Here is a 20,458-nt window from a genome sequence, read left to right as displayed (position 1 = left end):
CGGAGGGAAAGCGATGGGTAGGACACTCGCGGAGAAGGTTTGGGACGACCATGTCGTCCGGCGCGCCGAAGGTGAGCCCGACCTCCTCTTCATCGATCTGCACCTGCTGCACGAGGTGACCAGCCCGCAGGCCTTCGACGGTCTGCGGCAGGCCGGACGCCCGGTGCGGCGCCTCGACCTCACCATCGCCACCGAGGACCACAACACCCCGACCCTCGACATCGACAAGCCGATCGCCGACCCGGTCTCCCGCGCCCAGCTGGAGACCCTGCGCAAGAACTGCGCGGAGTTCGGCGTCCGGCTGCACTCGCTGGGTGACGTCGAGCAGGGCGTCGTGCACGTGGTCGGCCCGCAGCTGGGGCTGACCCAGCCGGGCACCACCGTCGTCTGCGGCGACTCCCACACGTCCACGCACGGCGCGTTCGGCGCCCTCGCGTTCGGCATCGGGACCAGCCAGGTCGAACACGTGCTGGCCACCCAGACGCTGCCGCTGGCCCGTCCGAAGACGATGGCGATCACCGTCGAGGGCGAACTGCCCGACAGCGTCACCGCCAAGGACCTGATCCTCGCGATCATCGCCCGGATCGGCACCGGCGGCGGCCAGGGCTACATCCTCGAATACCGCGGCTCCGCCATCGAGAAGCTCTCGATGGAGGCCCGGATGACCATCTGCAACATGTCGATCGAGGCCGGGGCGCGGGCCGGGATGATCGCCCCCGACCAGGCCACCTTCGACTACCTGCAGGGCCGCGACCACGCCCCGCAGGGCGCGGACTGGGACGCCGCCGTGGCGTACTGGAAGACCCTGCGCTCGGACGACGACGCGGTCTTCGACGCCGAGGTGGTCATCGAGGCCGCCGAGCTGGCGCCGTTCGTCACCTGGGGCACCAACCCCGGCCAGGGCGCGCCGCTGTCGGCCAACGTCCCCGATCCTGCTTCGTACGAGGACGCCTCGGAGCGCAACGCCGCCGAAAAGGCCCTGGAGTACATGGGGTTGACCGCCGGCCAGCCGCTGCGCGACATCAATGTCGACACCGTCTTCGTAGGCTCCTGCACCAACGGCCGGATCGAGGACCTGCGCAACGCGGCCGCGATCCTGGACGGCCGCAAAGTCGCCGACGGCGTACGGATGCTGGTCGTCCCGGGCTCCGTCCGGGTCGCCCTGCAGGCCGTCGAGGAGGGCCTGGACAAGGTCTTCACCGCCGCCGGCGCCGAATGGCGGCACGCGGGCTGCTCGATGTGTCTCGGCATGAACCCCGACCAGCTGGCCCCCGGCGAGCGCTCCGCCTCGACCTCGAACCGTAACTTCGAGGGCCGGCAGGGCAAGGGCGGCCGTACGCACCTGGTCTCCCCGCAGGTCGCCGCCGCCACCGCCGTGCTGGGCCATCTGGCCTCGCCGGCCGACCTGTCCGACGACCGCACGCCCGCCGGAGTCTGAGAATCATGGAAGCTTTCACCGCACACACCGGCCGGGCCGTCCCGCTGCGCCGCAGCAACGTCGACACCGACCAGATCATCCCCGCCCACTGGCTGAAGAAGGTCACCCGGGACGGCTTCGAGGACGGGCTCTTCGAGGCCTGGCGCAAGGACGAGAAATTCGTCCTCAACCGCCCGGAGCGCAAGGGTGCCTCGGTCCTGGTGGCCGGCCCCGACTTCGGCACCGGCTCGTCCCGCGAGCACGCCGTCTGGGCCCTGCAGAACTACGGCTTCAAGACCGTCATCTCCTCCCGGTTCGCCGACATCTTCCGCGGCAACTCGCTGAAGAACGGTCTGCTGACCGTGGTTCTGGACCAGCAGACCGTCGACGCGCTGTGGGACCTGACCGAGGCCGACCCCACGGCCGAGGTCACCGTCGACCTGGAGAAGCGGCAGGTCCTCGCCGAGGGCATCACCGCCGACTTCGAGCTCGACGAGAACGCCCGCTGGCGGCTGCTGAACGGTCTGGACGACATCAGCCTCACCCTTCAGAACGAAGCGGACATCGCGGCCTACGAGGCGGCCAGGCCGGCCCACAAGCCCCGTACAATTAACGCCTGAGCAGCGCTTTTCCAGTACTGCGCCCCCTGCCATCTGGTAGGGGGCGCAGTCGCTTGTTGAGCCCCCGTCGGGCGACAACTCGCCCCAGATGGCACAATCGGTGCATGGAACGCGACAGCCAACTCAAGCTTTACGGCCAAGTCGCCGACCGATTGAAGGAAGCGCACTCACAAGTGCGTGCACTGCAAGTCCCGGAGGGCGTACGGATGGCGCTGAACCGGAAGCTGTTGGTCGTCACGGCCGCGGCGAAGCACGATCTCCCAGATGCAGCAAGGCGTCTGGACCGGTTGATGAAGGACCTCGATGAGGGCCGATTCCCCGAAGGTGACTGACTCTGCGGAACTGCGCAGCGGTCGACTTCGTTGCGGCACTAGGGTGATTAGCCCGTTTCGTGTTTGATTTGCGGTATATATCTGCCTAACGTGCGAAAAAGCCTGAACAGTTTCGTTCTGGCAATGTCTCCGAAGGGGAAGACGTGAACAAGGCGCAGCTCGTAGAAGCGATTGCCGACAAGGTCGGCGGCCGTCAGCAGGCCGCGGACGCCGTCGATGCGGTGCTCGACGCGATCGTTCGTGCGGTTGTCGCAGGTGACCGGGTTTCGGTCACCGGCTTCGGCTCGTTCGAGAAGGTCGACCGCCCGGCCCGTTACGCCCGCAACCCGCAGACGGGTGAGCGCGTACGGGTCAAGAAGACCTCGGTGCCCCGCTTCCGTGCGGGACAGGGCTTCAAGGACCTGGTGAGCGGCTCGAAGAAGCTCCCCAAGAACGACGTGGCCGTGAAGAAGGCCCCCAAGGGCAGCCTCTCGGGAGGTTCTTCCACCCGGACGACGGCCAAGGCCGCCGCCAAGAAGGCCACCGCGAAGAAGGCCGTGGCGAAGAAGGCCACCGCCAAGAAGACCGTGGCAGCGGCGAAGAAGACCACCGCCACCGCCAAGAAGACCACCGCGAAGAAGACGTCCGCGGCGGCGAAGAAGACCACGGCGGCCGCGAAGAAGGCGACCCCCGCGGCGAAGAAGACGACGACCGCCAAGAAGGCCGTCGCCAGCAAGACCGCGCCCGCCAAGAAGACCACGGCGAAGAAGGCGCCCGCGAAGAAGACCACGGCGCGCAAGACCACGGCCAAGAAGGCCACTGCACGCAAGAAGTGAGACCGGGCCGCACAGGCTCCTCACACGCGCCGGGCCGGGCTCCCCTCGGGGGAGCCCGGCCCGCGGGCTGTCCGGGGGAGTGGCGGCCGGGCTGTCCCGGGGAGGGCTTGCGGGGCCGTTCCGGGTCGGCGGCCGCCGGGTTCAGAAGGTCTGCAGCGTCACCAGGGTGATGCGCAGTCCGCCGCCCTCGCCCTCGCCCTCGATCCGCACCCGTTGCCCCGGACGCAGCAGCCGCAGCCCGCCGGCGTCGAAGGCCGGGGCGTCGAAGTCCACCGGGGTGCCGTCGTCGAGCAGCACGCTGCCGGTCCGGGTCTCGGGGTCGTACGTGTACGAGGTCGCCTGCATGAACGGCAGCCTATCGGTCCATCGCGGGGACGCCCGCGGCCCAGCGCCCCGCCGTGTACGGGCCCACGCCCAGGGCCAGCGCCGCCCGCAGGTCCGCTCCGGTGTCCACGTCCCGGCGCACCGAATCGATACCGGACAGGGTGATCTCCGCCGCGCCCGAAGCGAGATGCCGGGCCCTGGACGGACCGCCGAAAGCGGGCCGCAATTCCACTCCCGGCCCAGCGGACAGAAATGTTGTTCCGATTCCCGCGGCGTCGGCCACAAAAGCCCGCGGAAAAGCGGCAGAAAATTCGAGTACGCGGGACAATTCCGCCGGACGCAGCGCGGGCAGGTCGGCGTTGAGCGCGGCGACGGCGGCCCGGGGCCGGACCGACCGCACGGCATGCTCACCGTGGGCGAGGGCCGCGTTGAGCCCGGCGGCCGGGGCGTCGGCCACGACCCGGGCCCCGAGCGCCGCCAGTGCGGCACCGGCCGCCGTGTCGTCCGTGACGACCACCACACCGGCCACCTCCGGGCAGGCCAGTGCGGCGGACACGGTGTCCCGGGCGAACGCCAGGGCCAGCCGGGGCCGCAGCAGGGCGCCCGACGCGGGCATCAGCCTGCTCTTGGCCCGCGCCAGGGGCTTCAACGGGACGACCAGCGACCAGGGGCCGGTCGGGTCGGTGTTCGTGGCGGTCTCCCCCTCGATGCGCATGGCCGCCTATTCTCGCCTGCCGGTGCGACAACCCGGAGGGTCGGTCCCGAAGGCGAGGCGTACGGTGTTCTCGACAGAGCAGGGGCCTGGGGCGAGACTTGACCGTCGGTAGTCAGTCAGCAGTCGGCTCCGCAGTCAGGTCCTAGAGGAAGGTGTCCGAGTGTCCCGCCGCAGAATCGGCTTCTGGTACCGCCTGGCGGCGGTCATCGCAAAACCGCCGCTGGTGGTTCTGTTCAAGCGCGACTGGCGGGGAATGGAACACATTCCGGCCGACGGCGGATTCATCACCGCGGTCAATCACAACTCGTATCTGGACCCGCTTTCGTACGGGCACTTCCAGTACAACACCGGACGGGTGCCGCGGCTCCTGGCCAAGGCGGGACTCTTCAAGACCCCCTTCGTCGGCATGATGCTGCGCGGCACCGGCCAGATCCCCGTGTACCGCGAGACCACCAACGCGCTGGACGCCTTCCGGGCCGCCGTCGACGCCATCGAGCGCGGCGAGTGCGTGGCCTTCTACCCGGAGGGCACGCTCACCCGCGACCCCGCGATGTGGCCGATGGCCGGCAAGACCGGTGCCGCCCGCGTCGCGTTGATGACCCGCGCTCCCGTCATCCCCGTCGCCCAGTGGGGCGCCAACCTGGCGGTGCCGCCCTACGCCACGGAGAAGAAGGTACGGCTCTTCCCCCGCAAGACCCTCCAGGTCCAGGCAGGACCGCCGGTCGACCTCACCCGCTTCTACGACCGGGAGCCGACGCCCGAGGTGCTGCGCGAGGCGACCGAGGTCATCATGCTCGCGGTCACCGCGCAGCTGGAGGAGGTGCGCGGCGAGAAGGCGCCCGCCGAGCTCTACGACCACCGCAAGGCCCGTGCCGAACAACGGCGCAAGGCTGCCGAAGGAGAGGGACCCAAGTGACACACCCCGTGAAGGCAGCCGTCTTCGGAACCGGCTCCTGGGGTACGGCCTTCGCCATGGTCCTCGCCGACGCGGGCTGCGAGGTCACCCTCTGGGGGCGCCGGGCCGAGGTCACCGAGGCCATCAACACCACCCGGACCAACCCCGGCTACCTGCCGGGCATCGAGCTCCCCGCATCGGTCCGGGCCACCACGGACGCCGCCGACGCCCTGCGCGGCGCCGACTTCGCGGTGCTCGTCGTACCGTCGCAGACCCTGCGCGCCAACCTCGCCGACTGGGCCCCGCACCTGGAGCCGCAGACGGTGCTGGTCTCGCTCATGAAGGGCGTCGAACTCGGTACCGCGAAGCGGATGAGCGAGGTCATCGAGGACGCCACCTCGGTCTCCGCCGACCGCATCGCCGTCGTCACCGGGCCCAACCTCGCCAAGGAGATCGCCGAACGCCGCCCCGCCGCGGCCGTCGTCGCCTGCCGGGACGAGGCCGTCGCGCGCCGCCTCCAGGCCGCCTGCCACACCCCCTACTTCCGCCCGTACACCAGCACCGACGTGGTCGGCTGCGAACTCGGCGGCGCCGTCAAGAACGTCATCGGGCTGGCCGTGGGCATCGCCGACGGCATGGGACTCGGCGACAACACCAAGGGCTCGCTCATCACCCGGGGCCTCGCCGAGACCATCCGGCTGGGCGTCGCCATGGGCGCGGACCCGCTGACCTTCTCCGGACTCGCCGGTCTCGGCGACCTGGTGGCGACCTGCTCGTCGCCGCTCTCGCGCAACCACACCTTCGGCACCAACCTCGGCCGCGGCATGACGCTCCAGGAGACCATCGCGGTCACCAAGCAGACCGCCGAGGGCGTCAAGTCGTGCGAGTCGGTGCTCGACCTGGCCCGCCGGCACGGCGTCGACATGCCCCTCACCGAGACGGTCGTCGGCATCGTTCACGAGGGCAAGCCGCCGATGGTCGCGCTCAAGGAGCTCATGTCGCGCAGCGCCAAGGCCGAGCGGCACTGACCCCGTTCGGCCCCGGGCGGCCCCGGCCGCGCTGACGTCACCCGTACCAGCAGGTACGCTCATCGCGATATGAGCAGCGAGAACCTCCCCCAGAGCACGGAGCAGCAGCTCCGCAAGCCGCGTGTGGCCGTCGTGTTCGGCGGCCGCAGCTCCGAACACGGCATTTCGGTGGTCACGGCCGGTGCGGTCCTGAACGCGATCGACCGGACGAAGTACGACGTCCTGCCGATCGGCATCACGACGGACGGCCGCTGGGCGCTCACCGCCGACGCACCCGAACGCATGGCCATCACGGACCGGAAGATGCCGGACGTGGCGCAGCTGGCCGAGTCCGACGAGGGCGGCGTGGTGCTGTCCGTCGATCCCGGCAGCCGTGAAGTGGTCTACAGCGAGCCCGGATCGGTCCCCAAGGTGCTCGGCGACGTCGACGTCGTCTTCCCCGTCCTGCACGGCCCCTACGGTGAGGACGGCACGCTCCAGGGCCTCCTGGAGCTCTCCGGTGTGCCGTACGTCGGCGCCGGTGTGCTCGCCTCGGCGGTCGGCCAGGACAAGGAGTACATGAAGCGGGTCTTCACCTCCTTCGGACTCCCGGTCGGCCCGTACGTCGTCGTGCGCCCCCGCGAGTGGGACAACGACCCGCAGGGCGCCCGCAAGCGGATCGTGGACTTCGCCGGAGACCACGGCTGGCCGCTCTTCGTCAAGCCCGCCCGGGCCGGCTCGTCCATCGGCATCACCAAGGTCGAGGACCCCGCCGGACTCGACGAGGCGATCGAGGAGGCCCGCCGCCACGACCCCAAGTTCCTCGTGGAGTCACTGCTGCGGGGCCGCGAGATCGAGTGCGGGGTACTGGAGTTCGAGGACGGACCGCGTGCCAGCGTGCCGGCCGAGATCCCGCCGGTCACCTCGCACGACTTCTACGACTTCGAGGCCAAGTACATCGACGCGGCGTCCGGGATCGTGCCCGCGCCGCTCACCGACGAGCAGACCGCCGAGGTCCAGCGGCTCGCGGTCGACGCCTTCGAGGCCGCCTCCTGCGAGGGCCTGGTGCGCGCCGACTTCTTCCTCACGGAGGACGGCGGCTTCGTCATCAACGAGATCAACACCCTGCCGGGCTTCACCCCGATCTCCATGTACCCGCGGATGTGGCAGGAGAGCGGCGTCAGCTACCAGCAGTTGGTGGACCGGCTGATCCAGGCGGCGCTCGACCGGCCGACCGGTCTGCGCTGACACCCCGCCGACGCGGCCGAGGGCGTGCGCTCCGCACCGGAGCGCACGCCTACAGGCTGCTGGGAACCGTCTTCTTCACCGCCGGGGCGAACGCCGCCAGCGGGGTCGCGTCGTGCTCGTACGCCTTCGAGAGCGTGACCTCGACATACGCCTTGCGCAGGGTCGTCGTGAAGCGCGGCCCGTCGCCGTCCCGCTGCTCCAGCATCCAGTTGACGCCGTTCGCCTCGGCGGCCTTCGCCTGGGAGTCGTCCATCTTCGCGGGGCGCGGAACACCGCAGCGCAGTACGATCGCCCCGTCACCCCACCCGGCGGTCAGGTCCGAACGGGGCGCGGGATCACCGCGCTCCAGACCGGCGACGGAACTCGGCAGTTCCCTGTGCAACGCACGGCAGTAGGCTGCGGCTTCCGAGGACGGAGTGGGCACCGTGACCGATGCCGACGCGTCCGTGGAGGTGCAGCCCGCCGCGGCCATGAGCACCAGGGCTGCGGACGGACCGAGGAGCACGGGGTGGGGGAGCCGGCGGCGGGAAGACGTCACCGGCCCAGCGTAGACGGGGGCTACAGGTGAACGACCGGGCAGGTCAGGGTTCGGGTGATGCCGTCCACTTGCTGGACCTTGGCGACCACCATGCGTCCGAGCTCGTCGACCGTGTCGGCCTGAGCACGCACGATCACGTCGTAGGGACCGGTGACGTCCTCTGCCTGGATCACTCCCGGAATCTTGGCGATGGTCTCGGCGACGGTCGACGCCTTGCCCACCTCGGTCTGAATAAGGATGTACGCCTGTACCACGGAACCTCCAGGGCGGCCACGAGGATCATGTGGGGGAAAGGGACGCCACGGTATCGCGTTGCCGCGGGCCGCGGGGAGACCTGTGGGCCGGATGACGCCCACAGCGTGGCGTACAGAACGCACAAGTTGACGTATCTCTTGACAGTACCGACAGCAGTGACGGCCCGCGACCGCAAGCTCGGTGGCGCGGACGGGGGACAGGCGGTGCGGGCGTGCCCGTGACCACCAGGGCGGCGCACGGTCCGGGCGCCCGGCCGCTGAAGCAGGCCGGACGCCCGTCCGGCCCCATAGATGAGAGGTGAGACTCGGTGAAGGGAACCGTGGGCGAGTTGGGGGAGTTCGGGCTCATCAGGGAACTGACGTCCCGGCTCACCACCACTCCGGCGGTACGGCTGGGGCCCGGCGACGACGCCGCGGTCGTGACCGCCCCCGACCGCAGGGTCGTGGCCAGCACGGACATCCTGCTGGAGGGGCGGCACTTCCGGCGTGACTGGTCGACGGCGTACGACGTCGGCCGCAAGGCAGCCGCGCAGAACCTCGCCGACATCGCCGCCATGGGCGCCGTGCCCACCGCGCTGCTCCTCGGCCTCGTCGTCCCCGCCGAACTCCCGGTCACCTGGGCCGGGGAACTGATGGACGGCATCCGTGACGAGTGCCAGGTCGCGGGGGCGGCCGTCGTCGGCGGCGACGTCGTGCGCGGCGACACCATCACCGTCGCGATCACCGCGCTCGGCGATCTGCGCAACCACGAACCCGTCACCAGGGCGGGCGCCCAGCCCGGCGACGTCGTCGCCGTCACCGGCTGGCTCGGCTGGTCCGCCGCCGGGTACGCCGTCCTCTCCCGGGGCTTCCGCTCGCCGCGCGCCTTCGTCGAGGCCCACCGGCGTCCCGAACCGCCGTACCACGCGGGCCCCGCGGCGGCCGGTCTCGGCGCCACCGCGATGACCGACGTCAGCGACGGGCTCGTCGCCGACCTCGGCCACATCGCCGAGGCCAGCAAGGTCCGGATCGACCTGCGCTCCGGGCTCATCGACATCCCCTCCCAGATGTCCGACATCGGGCAGGCCGTCGGCGTGGACCCGCTGCAGTGGGTGCTCACCGGGGGCGAGGACCACGCGATCGTCGCGACGTTCCCGCCCGACGTGAAGCTGCCGGCCCGCTGGAAGGTGATCGGCGAGGTCCTCAACCCCTCGGCGCTGCCCCAGGTGACGGTCGACGGGGCGCCCTGGACCGCCAAGAGCGGGTGGGACCACTTCGGCGACATCGAGGACGCCCAGTAGATTGCGGCGTATGCCCATACCTTCCGCCGTACCGCCCCGAGTGCTCACCGTCGCCGGATCCGATTCCGGCGGCGGTGCGGGCATCCAGGCCGACCTGAAGACGATGCTGGCCCTCGGCACTCACGGCATGAGCGTGCTGACCGCCGTGACCGCCCAGAACTCGCTGGGCGTGCAGGGTGCCTGGGAACTGCCCGCCGAGGCCGTGCGCGCCCAGTACCGCAGCGTCGTCGACGACATCGGCGTGAGCGCCGTCAAGACCGGCATGCTGTCGTCCGCGCTGCTCGTCGAGACCGTTGCCGCGCTCCTCGCCGGGACGGACGCCCCCGTCGTCGTCGACCCGGTCGGCGTCTCCAAGCACGGAGACCCACTGCTGGCCGCCGAGGCGCTCGACTCGGTCCGTACGAAGCTGCTGCCCGTCGCGACCGTGGCGACCCCGAACCTCGACGAAGTGGCGCAGCTCACCGGCATCACCGTCACCGACGAGACCGGAATGCGCCGGGCTGCGGCCGAACTGCTCGGCTTCGGACCCCGCTGGGTCGTCGTCAAGGGCGGGCACCTGCCGGGCGAACCCGTCGACCTGCTGACGGACGGCACCGAGGAACACTGGCTGCGCGCCCCCCGCCACGACAACCGCCACACGCACGGCACGGGCTGCACCCTGGCCTCGGCGATCGCCTGCGGACTGGCGCTGGGCCAGGACGTGCCCACGGCGGTCCGGGCCGCGAAGACCTACGTCACCGGGGCCATCGCGGCCGGCTTCGCGCTGGGCGCGGGGATCGGCCCGGTCGACCACGGGTGGCGGCTGCGGGACGCCCGCTGAGCCGCCCGGCGCCCTGTCCGGGCACAGCAAAAAGCCGGTCCACCGAGGTGGACCGGCTTTTTGGGCAACCGGTAAGGCTGCGCTACGACGGGAACGTCAGCGCGCGACCTTGCCGGCCTTGATGCACGAGGTGCAGACGTTGAGCCGCTTCGGCGTCCGCCCGACCACGGCACGCACGCGCTGGATGTTGGGATTCCAGCGACGGGACGTACGGCGGTGCGAGTGCGAAATGCTGTTGCCGAAGCTCGGCCCCTTGCCGCAAACGTCGCAGTTGGCAGCCACGGGTCACTCCAAAACTTCAGATGCACTTACAGTGAATTCCGGCACGCCGGAATCATTGACTGAAGTGGCGGTACCGGGGGAATGTCCCGACTCTCGTCGGGCAACCGAAGCAGCATACAACGGCTGCGTCGGAGATACGAAACTACCATGGGTTCCACAGCCGCCCGCCCCGCCCCGGGGCCCGTCCCACCGGCCGGCCGGGGCTACTCTGCGGGGCAGCCCGCCGCCCCGGTACGCGTTTCGAGGAGGACCATCAGGTGCCGCAGACCGCCGACGACCTGGACGCCGTCGCGGTGCGTACCTGGTGCTCACTGGCGCTGGACGCACTGGGCCGGGAGCGCGAGGCCATCGACGCGATCAACGTGTACCCCGTCGCCGACGGCGACACCGGGACCAATCTCTACCTGACCGTGGAATCCGCGGCCGCGGCCGTCGAAGCCGTCTTCGCCGCCCATGAGACCGGCACCTCCGCGCCCTCCACCGCCGACGCGGTACGCGCCATGGCGCACGGCGCGCTCATCGGGGCCCGCGGCAACTCCGGCACGATCCTGGCCCAGCTGCTGCGCGGCATGGCCGGGGTGCTGGCGGAGGGAGCCGGCCCCGGCCGGCTGGCCCCGGCCCTGGCCTTCGCCGCGGCATCGGCCCGTGAGGCGGTCGCCCGTCCGGTGGAGGGCACCGTCCTCACGGTGGCCGCCGAGGCCGCCGCAGCCGCCGGACGGGTGGCGGAGGGCGCCGGAGCGTCCACGGTGGTACGGGCGGCGTACGAGGGGGCGCGGACGGCCCTGGACGCGACCCCGGGACAGCTCGCCGTCCTCGGCCGGGCCGGAGTCGTCGACGCCGGCGGACAGGGACTGGTGGCCGTGCTCGGCGCCCTGGTCGAGGCCGTCTCGGGCCGGGCCCCGGAACGCGCGCCCGCACCGTCCGCCGCCCCGTCCGCCGTCGTGGACTGCCCCGCGTCCGACGCCCCCCAGGACGGTCCGGCCTTCGAGGTCATCTACCTGCTGGAGGCCGAGGACCCGGCCGTCGAACGGCTGCGGGCCCGCCTCGACACCCTGGGCGACTCCCTCGTGGTGGTCGGCGGCGACGGGCTGTGGAACGTCCATGTGCACGTCGACGACGCGGGAGCGGCGGTGGAGGCCGGGGTCGAGGCCGGACGGCCGTACCGCATCCGCATCACCCACTTCGCCGCTGACCGGCTCCACGCCCGCCCCGAACCCGCCCAGCGCGCCGTCGTCGTGGTCGTCCCGGGCGACGGCCTCGGCGGCCTGTGCACGGAGGCCGGCGCGACGACCGTGCTCGCGCGGCCCGGGGAGCCGCCCGCCAGCGGCGAACTCGTCGACGCGATCCGCCGCGCCCACGCCCGCGAGGTGGTGCTCCTGCCCAACGACGGGGACCTGCGCCACACCGCCGCGGCCGCCGCCGAGCAGGCCAGGACCGAGGGCGTCCGGGTCGCCCTGATCCCGACCCGCGCCGCCGTCCAGGGCATAGCCGCCCTGGCCGTACACGAACCGGACCGCAGCTTCGACGAGGACGTGGTCGCGATGACCGCGGCGGCCGGCGCCACCCGGTACGCCGAACTGGCCGTCGCCGAACGGCAGTCCTGGACCATGGCGGGCATCTGCCAGGCCGGCGACATCCTGGGCCTGATCGACGGCGATGTGGCCGTCATCGGCGAGGACGTCCCCGAGACCGCCCGCAAGGTGCTGGACCGCATGCTCTCGGCGGGCGGCGAACTGGTCACGCTGGTCCTCGGCGAGGACGTCCCGGACACCCTCGCCGACGCCCTGGAGGAACACGTCCGCGAGGGCTACCTGGCCGTGGACACGGTGGTGTACCGCGGCGGCCACCAGTGCGCTCCGCTGCTCATCGGGGTGGAGTAGCGCCCGCGGACTTCGGGCGCTCCGGTGGCGCCCGCCGGACAACTGTCAGTGCCGTGGTGTGCAATGGACCGCGTGTCTGCGTTCGACGAACCCCTCAAGAAGCTGCTCGGCGGCCCCACCGCGAAGGTGATGGCCGAGCACCTCGACCTGCACACCGTCGGTGATCTCCTCCATCACTACCCGCGGCGGTACGAGGAGCGCGGCCGTCTCACGGCACTGACCGACCTCCCGCTGGACGAGCACGTGACGGTCGTCGCCCAGGTCGAGGACGCCCGCGTGATGATGTTCAACGGCGGCCGGGGCAAGCGCCTCGAAGTGACCCTCGGCGACGGCCACGGCCGCCTCCAGCTGGTCTTCTTCGGCCACGGCGTGCACAAGCCGCACAAGGAGCTGCTGCCGGGCCGGCGCGCCATGTTCGCCGGCAAGGTCTCCGTCTTCAACCGGAAGATGCAGCTCGCCCACCCCACGTACCAGCTGCTCGACGCCGGGGCCGACGACGAGGCCGGGGCGACCGAGGCCGTGGACGCGTTCGCCGGCAAGCTGCTCCCGATCTACCCGGCCTGCAAGCAGCTCGACTCCTGGCGGATCGCCAAGGCGGTCGACACGGTGCTGCCGAGCGCCCAGGAGGCCGTCGATCCGCTGCCGGCCGCGCTGCGCGAGGGCCGGGGGTTCACCTCGCTCCCCGAGGCGCTGCTGAAGATCCACCGGCCACAGACCAAGGCCGATGTCGCGGCGGCCAGGGACCGGCTGAAGTGGGACGAGGCCTTCGTCCTCCAGGTCGCCCTGGCCCGCCGCCGGTACGCGGACACCCAGCTCCCCGCGGTGGCGCGGCGGCCCGTCCCCGGCGGGCTGCTGGACGCCTTCGACGCCAAGCTGCCCTTCACCCTCACCGACGGCCAGCTCAAGGTCTCCAAGGAGATCTTCGACGACCTGGCCACCGAGCACCCGATGCACCGGCTGCTCCAGGGCGAGGTCGGCTCGGGCAAGACCATGGTCGCTCTGCGCGCGATGCTCGCCGTCGTCGACGCGGGCGGGCAGGCCGCCATGCTCGCGCCCACCGAGGTCCTCGCCCAGCAGCACCACCGGTCCATCACCGAGATGATGGGCGAGCTCGCGGAGGGAGGCATGCTCGGTGGCTCCGACCAGGGCACGAAGGTCGTCGTGCTGACCGGCTCCATGGGTATGGCCGGCCGCCGTCAGGCGCTGCTCGACCTGGTCACAGGCGAGGCCGGGATCGTCATCGGGACGCACGCCCTGATCGAGGACAAGGTGCAGTTCCACGACCTGGGACTCGTCGTCGTCGACGAACAGCACCGCTTCGGCGTGGAACAGCGCGACGCCCTGCGCTCCAAGGGGAAGCAGCCGCCGCACCTCCTCGTCATGACCGCCACCCCCATCCCGCGCACGGTCGCCATGACCGTCTTCGGCGACCTGGAGACCTCCGTCCTGGACCAGCTGCCGGCCGGCCGTTCGCCGATCGCCAGCCATGTCGTCCCCGCCAAGGACAAGCCCCACTTCCTCAGCCGCGCCTGGGAACGGGTCCGCGAGGAAGTGGAGAACGGCCACCAGGCGTACGTGGTCTGCCCCCGCATCGGTGACGACGAGGACGACGCGAAGAAGAAGGGGAGCGGGAAGAAGAAGGCCGCCGACGAGGAGGGGGACAAGCGCCCGCCGCTCGCCGTCCTGGAGATCGCCGAGCAGCTCGCCAAGGGGCCGCTCGCGGGACTCCGCATCGAGGTGCTGCACGGCAGGATGCACCCCGACGACAAGGACGACGTGATGCGCCGCTTCGCCGCGGGCCAGGTGGACGTCCTGGTGGCCACCACCGTCATCGAGGTCGGGGTCAACGTCCCCAACGCCACCGCGATGGTGATCATGGACGCCGACCGGTTCGGCGTCTCCCAGCTCCACCAGCTCCGCGGCCGGGTGGGCCGCGGCGCCGCGCCCGGACTCTGCCTGCTGGTCAGCGAGGCCCACGAGGCGAGCCCCGCCCGCGCCCGGCTCTCCGCCGTCGCCGCCACCCTCGACGGCTTCGAGCTGTCCCGGATCGACCTCGAACAGCGCCGCGAGGGCGATGTCCTCGGCCAGGCCCAGTCCGGCGTCCGCTCCTCGCTCCGGGTGCTGAGCGTCATCGACGACGAGGAGGTCATCGCCGCCGCCCGCGAGGAGGCCGTCACGGTGGTGGCCGCCGACCCGGACCTGGAGCACCTGCCCGAGCTGCGCATCGCCCTGGACGCCCTGCTCGACAAGGACCGCGAGGAGTACCTCGACAAGGGATGACCCGCGGGGCACGGGAGACGGCGGGGGACCGCCGCGGGCGCCCCGGCCGCCCCGACGCCATATCGTGGGAGGCACGGCGCCCGCAGCACCCTGCGCGCCGCCCCGACCCGAGGACCAGACACCCATGACCCGCGTGATCGCCGGCTCGGCCGGCGGACGCCGCCTGGCCGTCCCGCCCGGCACCGGCACCCGCCCCACCTCCGACCGCGCGCGCGAGGGCCTGTTCTCCACCTGGCAGGCGCTCCTGGGCACCCTCGACGGCATCCGGATCGCCGACCTGTACGCGGGCTCCGGGGCCGTCGGCCTCGAGGCGCTCTCCCGCGGCGCGGTCCACGCCCTGCTCGTCGAGGCCGACGCGAAGGCCGTCCGCACCGTCCGGGACAACGTCCGGACCCTGGGCCTGCCCGGCGCCGAGGTCCGGGCCGGCAAAGCGGAGCAGATCGTGACAGGACCGGCGCCCGAGGATCCGTACGACGTGGTCTTCCTGGACCCGCCGTACGCCGTCACCGACGACGATCTTGGCGAGATCCTGCTCACACTCCGTACCCAGGGGTGGCTCACGGGCGATGCGCTCGTCACGGTGGAACGCAGCACCAGAGGCGGAGAATTCAGCTGGCCCAAGGGTTTCGAGCCATTGCGGGCCCGTCGCTACGGCGAGGGAACGCTTTGGTACGGTCGCGCCGCCGCTACGTGCGAAGACGCACGATGACCGGACCGGAGAGCGAGGGAAACAAGTTGCGCCGCGCCGTCTGCCCGGGGTCGTTCGACCCCATCACCAACGGACATCTCGACATCATCGGCCGTGCCTCGAAGCTGTACGACGTCGTACATGTCGCGGTCATGATCAACCAGTCGAAGAAGGGCCTGTTCACGGTCGACGAGCGGATCGAACTGATCCGCCAGGTCACCGCGGACTTCGGCAACGTCCAGGTCGAGGCCTTCCACGGCCTGCTGGTCGACTTCTGCAAGCAGCGCGACATCCCGGCGATCGTGAAGGGCCTGCGGGCCGTCAGCGACTTCGACTACGAGCTCCAGATGGCCCAGATGAACAACGGGCTCTCCGGCGTCGAGACGCTCTTCGTGCCGACCAACCCGACCTACAGTTTCCTGTCGTCCTCGCTGGTCAAGGAGGTGGCGACGTGGGGCGGAGACGTCTCGCACCTGCTGCCCCCGCTGGTCCACGAGGCCCTGACCGAACGCCTCGCTCAGCAGTGAGGCGCTGACAGTCCGTCACCAGGTGTCGGGCGGGCGCCGACTGGCCGTACAGTCGTCCCGTCCGTCTCCAATCGGCAGTAGAGAGTGGCGAGCACACGGTGGACGTGCAGAAGAAGCTCGACGAGATCGTCGAAGCGGTCGGGAACGCCCGGTCCATGCCCATGTCGGCATCCTGCGTGGTCAACCGCGCCGAACTCCTCTCCATGCTGGAAGAGGTGCGCGAGGCCCTGCCCGGCTCGCTCGCCCAGGCCGCGCAGGTCATCGGCGGCCACGAGCAGCTCGTCGAGCAGGCCCGCCAGGAGGCGGGGCGGATCATCGAGACCGCCCACGCCGAGCGAGGCACCCTCATCTCCGAGACGGAGATCGTCCGGCGCTCCCAGGCCGAGGCCGACCGGGTCCTCGGCGAGGCCCGCAAGGACGCCGACGAGATCCGCGCCGAGGCCGACGAGTACGTCGACAGCAAGCTCGCGAACTTCGAGGTCGTCCTCACCAAGACCATCGGCTCCGTCGACCGGGGCCGCGAGAAGCTCCTCGGCCGCGGCCAGGGCTTCGACGAGCAGGGCTACGAGGACCCGGACTTCGCCGAGGCCCCCGAGCGCAGCGCCGACCCGGCCACGCTCCAGCGCCGGGCCGACGAGTACGTGGACACCAAGCTCGGCGCCTTCGAGGCGGTGCTCGCCAAGACCCTGGAAGCGGTCGGCCGGGGCCGGCAGAAGCTGCACGGCCGGGTCGCCACCGACGACCTCGGCGCACACATGGCCGCGCAGGACGCCGCGGGCAGCCAGGGCCACACCAGCGACGAGGACCACTGGGCGGGACTGGCCGAGATCGCCACCCCGGAACCGCTCCAGGTGCCCCAGCAGCAGACGGAACCGCAGTACCCCGTCCAGACGGAGCCGCAGTACGCGCAGACGTACGGGTACCAGGACCAGCCGCAGCAGGACGTGTACGGCTACCAGCAGCAGCCCGACCCCTACGCGGCGTACCAGCAGCAGGGCTACGACCCGAACCAGGGCCAGGTCCCGATGCCCGCGCAGGGTTACGACGCCTGGCAGCAGCAGCCCGCGCAGCCCCAGCAGGAGCCCTATCCGCAGCACGGCGAGGGCGCCCTGGACGAGACCAGCCTGTTCGACACCGGCATGATCGACCTGGATCAGCTCCGCCGGTACGAACAGGAGCGCTGACCGGTCCCGGGGCCCTGCCCCGGGGCGGATCAGGGGCGGATTGGGAGCTGGGCGATGTGTCCAGTATCCTGGCTCTTCGGTCGCGCGTATGTCCGCGATCCCGGCTGCCCGCTTCGGCTCCGAACCGGTCGGCCCACTCCCCACCACGCGTGATGCGCATGATTCGAAAGCAGGAAAAGCCCTGAACGGCCACCTCGACCACCGAAACCCTCTCGTGTTCGATACGCACGAGCTGGGTCGGCGTCCCGGTGCCCTGAAGCGGCTGACCCGCTCCGCGGAAGCTCCCAAGGACCTCGGTATCGACGGGGTCATCGGTGTGCCGGAAGGCGCACCCGTGGAGCTGGACGTCCGCCTCGAATCGGTCATGGAAGGTGTGCTCGTCACAGGCACCGCCCGTGCATCCGCCGAGGGGGAGTGCGTAAGGTGTCTGGAGCCGGTCGACCTCCAGGTCGAGGCGGACTTCCAGGAAATGTTCTCGTACCCTGACGCCGATGACCGGAACCGCAGCAAGACGGCGGATCCGGTCGACGACGCCGAGGACGACGAGGACAGGTTCTTCCTCGAGGACGGCTTGTTCGACCTCGAGTCGGTGCTGCGTGATGCGGTGGTGCTCGCACTGCCGATGCAGCCGGTGTGCAAGGAGACCTGTGCCGGTCTGTGTTCCGAATGCGGAATCAGGCTGGACGAGAATCCGGGCCACCACCACGATGTCGTCGATGCTCGTTGGGCGGCATTGCAAGGACTCGCCGAGACCGTTCAGGACGGCGAGAAGGACAACATGGGCGGCGCCGGTCCCGGCGTCGACGAGAAGCAGGAGAAGTAGCCGTGGCTGTTCCGAAGCGGAAGATGTCGCGCAGCAACACGCGCCACCGCCGGTCGCAGTGGAAGGCTGCGGTCCCCACCCTGGTTTCGTGTGAGCGTTGCCAGGAGCCGAAGCTGCAGCACATCGCGTGCCCCAGCTGCGGCACGTACAACAAGCGCCAGGTCCTCGAGGTCTGAGCGGCTGGTGAGAGGCCCGATGTCTGAGTTGTCCCACGCCAAGAAGCAGGCAGACAACGTCAACACAGCCTCGTCCCACACGCTTCTGGAAGGGCGGCTCGGGTACCACCTCGAGTCCGCCCTTCTGGTGCGTGCGCTGACCCATCGTTCGTACGCGTACGAGAACGGCGGTCTGCCCACCAACGAGCGGCTCGAATTCCTCGGGGATTCGGTGCTCGGCCTGGTGGTCACGGACACGCTGTACCGCACTCACCCCGACCTGCCTGAAGGCCAGCTGGCCAAATTGCGGGCCGCGGTGGTCAACTCGCGTGCGCTTGCGGAAGTGGGCCGCGGCCTCGAACTCGGCTCCTTCATCCGGCTCGGCCGCGGTGAAGAGGGCACGGGTGGCCGGGACAAGGCGTCCATCCTCGCCGACACCCTGGAAGCGGTGCTCGGTGCGGTCTATCTCGATCAGGGCCTCAGCGCGGCCTCGGAGCTGGTTCACCGGCTCTTCGACCCGCTGATCGACCGGTCCTCGAACCTCGGCGCCGGCCTGGACTGGAAGACCAGTCTCCAGGAACTCACCGCGAGCGAGAGCCTCGGAGTCCCCGAGTACCTCGTCACGGAGACCGGCCCGGACCACGAGAAGACCTTTACTGCTGCCGCTCGCGTCGGTGGTGTCTCGTACGGCACCGGCACCGGCCGTAGCAAGAAGGAAGCGGAGCAGCAGGCGGCTGAATCCGCCTGGCGTGAGATCAGCGCCGCCGCGGAGGCGCGGGAGGCTGCGGCGAAGGCCGCTGCCGACGGAGGGGCCGCCGACACCCCTGCCGACCCGTCGTCGTCCACGGACGTCGCTCCGGCCTGACCCGGAAACCCCTCGGTGCCCTGGCACCGGGGGGTTTTCCCTGTCCGGAACCGCCATCACATCCAGATCCAGATCCAGGAGCGACACCGTGCCCGAGCTGCCCGAGGTCGAAGTCGTCCGGCGCGGTCTCGAACGCTGGGTCACCGGGCGCACGGTCGGCGAGGTCGAGGTCCTGCATCCGCGGGCGGTCCGCCGGCACCTCGCGGGCGGTGCGGACTTCGCTGCCCGGCTTGGCGGCGTCCGCCTGGGCACGGCGATGCGCCGCGGCAAGTACCTGTGGGTGCCGCTCGACGAGGAGGCCACCTCGCTCCTGGGCCACCTCGGGATGAGCGGCCAGCTCCTCGTACAGCCCGAGGACGCACCCGACGAGAAGCACCTGCGGATCAGGATCCGGTTCGACGACTCCACCGGCACCGAGCTGCGCTTCGTCGACCAGCGCACCTTCGGCGGCCTCTCCCTCCACGAGAACACCGCCGAGGGACTGCCCGACACCATCGCGCACATCGCCCGCGACCCACTGGACCCGGCCTTCGACGACGCGGTGTTCCACACCGCGCTGCGCCTGCGCCGTACGACGGTCAAGCGCGCCCTGCTCGACCAGTCCCTGATCAGCGGCGTCGGCAACATCTACGCGGACGAGGCGCTCTGGCGGGCGAAACTGCACTACGACCGTCCGACCGCGACCCTGACCCGCCCCAAGTCGGCCGAGCTGCTCGGCCATGTCCGCGACGTCATGAACGCGGCGCTGGCGCAGGGCGGCACGAGCTTCGACAGTCTCTACGTGAACGTCAACGGCGAGTCCGGCTACTTCGACCGCTCGCTCGACGCCTACGGGCGCGAGGACGAGCCGTGCCACCGCTGCGGTACGCCGATGCGGCGCCGCGCCTGGATGAACCGGTCCAGCTATTTCTGCCCGCGCTGCCAGCGCCCGCCCCGCGTCTGACTCAGACCCCGCGGACCGCGTGGGACTCGTCGTAACGCCCCCGGGCCACCAGGACCTCGGACATCCGGCCCTCGACGAGGTGGATCAGACCGAGCAGCTGTTCGGCGACCTGCCGCCCGAGGGGTGTGAGTTCGTAGTCGACGCGCGGCGGATTGGTCGGCTGGGCCTCGCGGTGCACCAGTCCGTCCCGCTCCAGCGCGTGCAGCGTCTGCGAGAGCATCTTCTCGCTCACCCCGTCGACCCGGCGGCGCAGCGCGTTGAACCGGAGGCTCTCCTCGTACAGGGCGCCGAGTGTCAGGCTGCCCCAGCGGCCGGTGACGTGTTCCAGGGTGCCGCGCGAGGGGCACTGCTTGGAGAACACGTCGAAGGGCAGGTCGCCGTTCGGACAGCCGCCGTCCGCAGCGTTGCCGTCGAGGTGTCCATTGCCGCCGGTCTCGTCCATGAAAACCAGCGTACGCCCGCACAGCGCCCTCCACGGGATTGCGCAATCCGTGAGTGAGCGTGTGGGGCGTACGGGGATGGAGCGGGTGGTGATGCGGGACGGGCGGGGCTCAGCAGGAGCCCCG

Annotated in this window: 24 protein-coding genes; 18 read left to right on the top strand and 6 right to left on the bottom strand. The window is 70.9% G+C overall.

Annotated elements, in window-relative coordinates:
- Positions 1-13: 13 nt before the first annotated feature.
- The 4 genes from leuC to OG521_11145 all read left to right on the top strand — a co-directional run bounded on the left by leuC (position 14) and on the right by OG521_11145 (position 3,184).
- Positions 14-1,438 (top strand): 3-isopropylmalate dehydratase large subunit, encoded by a 1,425-nt coding sequence (gene leuC, locus OG521_11160; GenBank protein WUW21315.1) that lies wholly within the window; start codon positions 14-16, stop codon positions 1,436-1,438.
- A 5-nt stretch (positions 1,439-1,443) separates the two neighbouring features.
- Positions 1,444-2,037 (top strand): 3-isopropylmalate dehydratase small subunit, encoded by a 594-nt coding sequence (gene leuD / locus OG521_11155; GenBank protein WUW21314.1) that lies wholly within the window; start codon positions 1,444-1,446, stop codon positions 2,035-2,037.
- Positions 2,038-2,141: 104 nt separating this feature from the next.
- Positions 2,142-2,369 (top strand): hypothetical protein, encoded by a 228-nt coding sequence (locus OG521_11150; protein ID WUW21313.1) that lies wholly within the window; start codon positions 2,142-2,144, stop codon positions 2,367-2,369.
- A gap of 143 nt (positions 2,370-2,512) precedes the next feature.
- Positions 2,513-3,184, top strand: coding sequence for an HU family DNA-binding protein (locus tag OG521_11145; GenBank protein WUW21312.1), 672 nt, complete (start codon positions 2,513-2,515; stop codon positions 3,182-3,184).
- 141 nt (positions 3,185-3,325) lie between these two features.
- Here the strand turns inward: OG521_11145 and OG521_11140 are convergent, their stop codons facing one another.
- On the bottom strand, positions 3,326-3,529 hold the full coding sequence (locus tag OG521_11140; protein WUW21311.1) for a hypothetical protein: 204 nt from the start codon (positions 3,527-3,529) through the stop codon (positions 3,326-3,328).
- Positions 3,530-3,539: 10 nt separating this feature from the next.
- Positions 3,540-4,223, bottom strand: coding sequence for a 2-phospho-L-lactate guanylyltransferase (cofC, locus tag OG521_11135; GenBank protein WUW21310.1), 684 nt, complete (start codon positions 4,221-4,223; stop codon positions 3,540-3,542).
- A gap of 160 nt (positions 4,224-4,383) precedes the next feature.
- Between cofC and OG521_11130 the strand changes: the two genes are divergently transcribed.
- The 3 genes from OG521_11130 to OG521_11120 all read left to right on the top strand — a co-directional run bounded on the left by OG521_11130 (position 4,384) and on the right by OG521_11120 (position 7,373).
- Positions 4,384-5,139, top strand: a complete 756-nt coding sequence (locus OG521_11130; GenBank protein ID WUW21309.1) for a 1-acyl-sn-glycerol-3-phosphate acyltransferase — start codon at positions 4,384-4,386, stop codon at positions 5,137-5,139.
- The gene (locus tag OG521_11125; GenBank protein WUW21308.1) at positions 5,136-6,146 is read left to right on the top strand and encodes an NAD(P)-dependent glycerol-3-phosphate dehydrogenase; all 1,011 of its coding nucleotides are present in this window, start codon (positions 5,136-5,138) and stop codon (positions 6,144-6,146) included. The genes OG521_11130 and OG521_11125 overlap by 4 nt, the downstream gene beginning before the upstream one ends.
- Before the next feature lie 69 nt (positions 6,147-6,215).
- Positions 6,216-7,373, top strand: coding sequence for a D-alanine--D-alanine ligase (locus OG521_11120; protein ID WUW21307.1), 1,158 nt, complete (start codon positions 6,216-6,218; stop codon positions 7,371-7,373).
- A 49-nt stretch (positions 7,374-7,422) separates the two neighbouring features.
- Here the strand turns inward: OG521_11120 and OG521_11115 are convergent, their stop codons facing one another.
- Positions 7,423-7,911 (bottom strand): DUF3515 domain-containing protein, encoded by a 489-nt coding sequence (locus tag OG521_11115; protein WUW21306.1) that lies wholly within the window; start codon positions 7,909-7,911, stop codon positions 7,423-7,425.
- Between the two features lie 20 nt (positions 7,912-7,931).
- The gene (locus OG521_11110) at positions 7,932-8,165 is read right to left on the bottom strand and encodes an Lrp/AsnC ligand binding domain-containing protein (GenBank protein ID WUW21305.1); all 234 of its coding nucleotides are present in this window, start codon (positions 8,163-8,165) and stop codon (positions 7,932-7,934) included.
- A 308-nt stretch (positions 8,166-8,473) separates the two neighbouring features.
- Here OG521_11110 and OG521_11105 point away from each other — a divergent pair, with 308 nt between their 5' ends.
- On the top strand, positions 8,474-9,445 hold the full coding sequence (locus tag OG521_11105) for a thiamine-phosphate kinase (GenBank protein ID WUW21304.1): 972 nt from the start codon (positions 8,474-8,476) through the stop codon (positions 9,443-9,445).
- A gap of 10 nt (positions 9,446-9,455) precedes the next feature.
- Positions 9,456-10,265: a bifunctional hydroxymethylpyrimidine kinase/phosphomethylpyrimidine kinase gene (gene thiD / locus OG521_11100; protein WUW21303.1), complete on the top strand. Its 810-nt coding sequence runs from the start codon at positions 9,456-9,458 to the stop codon at positions 10,263-10,265.
- A 96-nt stretch (positions 10,266-10,361) separates the two neighbouring features.
- Here thiD and rpmB read toward each other — a convergent pair whose 3' ends face one another.
- Positions 10,362-10,547: a 50S ribosomal protein L28 gene (gene rpmB, locus OG521_11095; GenBank protein WUW21302.1), complete on the bottom strand. Its 186-nt coding sequence runs from the start codon at positions 10,545-10,547 to the stop codon at positions 10,362-10,364.
- Between the two features lie 257 nt (positions 10,548-10,804).
- Here rpmB and OG521_11090 point away from each other — a divergent pair, with 257 nt between their 5' ends.
- From OG521_11090 to mutM, 9 genes are all read left to right on the top strand, one after another.
- Positions 10,805-12,427, top strand: coding sequence for a DAK2 domain-containing protein (locus OG521_11090; protein WUW21301.1), 1,623 nt, complete (start codon positions 10,805-10,807; stop codon positions 12,425-12,427).
- Between the two features lie 63 nt (positions 12,428-12,490).
- Positions 12,491-14,707, top strand: a complete 2,217-nt coding sequence (recG, locus tag OG521_11085; protein WUW21300.1) for an ATP-dependent DNA helicase RecG — start codon at positions 12,491-12,493, stop codon at positions 14,705-14,707.
- A 124-nt stretch (positions 14,708-14,831) separates the two neighbouring features.
- Positions 14,832-15,416: a 16S rRNA (guanine(966)-N(2))-methyltransferase RsmD gene (gene rsmD / locus OG521_11080; protein WUW21299.1), complete on the top strand. Its 585-nt coding sequence runs from the start codon at positions 14,832-14,834 to the stop codon at positions 15,414-15,416.
- Between the two features lie 26 nt (positions 15,417-15,442).
- Complete coding sequence (coaD, locus tag OG521_11075; GenBank protein WUW26644.1) at positions 15,443-15,922, top strand: pantetheine-phosphate adenylyltransferase; 480 nt, start codon at positions 15,443-15,445, stop codon at positions 15,920-15,922.
- A 98-nt stretch (positions 15,923-16,020) separates the two neighbouring features.
- A complete protein-coding gene (locus OG521_11070) occupies positions 16,021-17,106 on the top strand; it encodes a cell division initiation protein (GenBank protein WUW21298.1) in 1,086 nt (361 codons plus the stop codon).
- 214 nt (positions 17,107-17,320) lie between these two features.
- Positions 17,321-17,929: a DUF177 domain-containing protein gene (locus OG521_11065; GenBank protein WUW26643.1), complete on the top strand. Its 609-nt coding sequence runs from the start codon at positions 17,321-17,323 to the stop codon at positions 17,927-17,929.
- Between the two features lie 2 nt (positions 17,930-17,931).
- Positions 17,932-18,105: a 50S ribosomal protein L32 gene (gene rpmF / locus OG521_11060; protein WUW21297.1), complete on the top strand. Its 174-nt coding sequence runs from the start codon at positions 17,932-17,934 to the stop codon at positions 18,103-18,105.
- A gap of 19 nt (positions 18,106-18,124) precedes the next feature.
- The gene (rnc, locus tag OG521_11055) at positions 18,125-18,949 is read left to right on the top strand and encodes a ribonuclease III (protein ID WUW21296.1); all 825 of its coding nucleotides are present in this window, start codon (positions 18,125-18,127) and stop codon (positions 18,947-18,949) included.
- Between the two features lie 88 nt (positions 18,950-19,037).
- Positions 19,038-19,892, top strand: coding sequence for a bifunctional DNA-formamidopyrimidine glycosylase/DNA-(apurinic or apyrimidinic site) lyase (mutM, locus tag OG521_11050; protein WUW21295.1), 855 nt, complete (start codon positions 19,038-19,040; stop codon positions 19,890-19,892).
- A 1-nt stretch (position 19,893) separates the two neighbouring features.
- Here the strand turns inward: mutM and OG521_11045 are convergent, their stop codons facing one another.
- Entirely contained in the window at positions 19,894-20,334 is a 441-nt protein-coding gene (locus OG521_11045) for a helix-turn-helix transcriptional regulator (protein WUW21294.1), read from the bottom strand.
- Positions 20,335-20,458: the final 124 nt, after the last annotated feature.

Source organism: Streptomyces sp. NBC_01463, from assembly GCA_036227345.1.
Classification (GTDB): domain Bacteria; phylum Actinomycetota; class Actinomycetes; order Streptomycetales; family Streptomycetaceae; genus Streptomyces.
The sequence above is the reverse complement of the archived record's forward strand: the minus strand, read 5'-3'. Positions and strand labels throughout refer to the sequence as shown.

What these genes read in the sequence shown, in the direction of transcription:
- OG521_11140 (WUW21311.1), bottom strand. Translation starts at nt 3,529, where the DNA reads ATGCAGGCGACCTCGTACACGTACGACCCCGAGACCCGGACCGGCAGC.
- OG521_11150 (WUW21313.1), top strand. Translation starts at nt 2,142, where the DNA reads ATGGAACGCGACAGCCAACTCAAGCTTTACGGCCAAGTCGCCGACCGA.
- rnc (WUW21296.1), top strand. Translation starts at nt 18,125, where the DNA reads ATGTCTGAGTTGTCCCACGCCAAGAAGCAGGCAGACAACGTCAACACA.
- rsmD (WUW21299.1), top strand. Translation starts at nt 14,832, where the DNA reads ATGACCCGCGTGATCGCCGGCTCGGCCGGCGGACGCCGCCTGGCCGTC.
- OG521_11045 (WUW21294.1), bottom strand. Translation starts at nt 20,334, where the DNA reads ATGGACGAGACCGGCGGCAATGGACACCTCGACGGCAACGCTGCGGAC.
- thiD (WUW21303.1), top strand. Translation starts at nt 9,456, where the DNA reads ATGCCCATACCTTCCGCCGTACCGCCCCGAGTGCTCACCGTCGCCGGA.
- leuD (WUW21314.1), top strand. Translation starts at nt 1,444, where the DNA reads ATGGAAGCTTTCACCGCACACACCGGCCGGGCCGTCCCGCTGCGCCGC.
- OG521_11120 (WUW21307.1), top strand. Translation starts at nt 6,216, where the DNA reads ATGAGCAGCGAGAACCTCCCCCAGAGCACGGAGCAGCAGCTCCGCAAG.
- cofC (WUW21310.1), bottom strand. Translation starts at nt 4,223, where the DNA reads ATGCGCATCGAGGGGGAGACCGCCACGAACACCGACCCGACCGGCCCC.
- leuC (WUW21315.1), top strand. Translation starts at nt 14, where the DNA reads ATGGGTAGGACACTCGCGGAGAAGGTTTGGGACGACCATGTCGTCCGG.
- recG (WUW21300.1), top strand. Translation starts at nt 12,491, where the DNA reads ATGGACCGCGTGTCTGCGTTCGACGAACCCCTCAAGAAGCTGCTCGGC.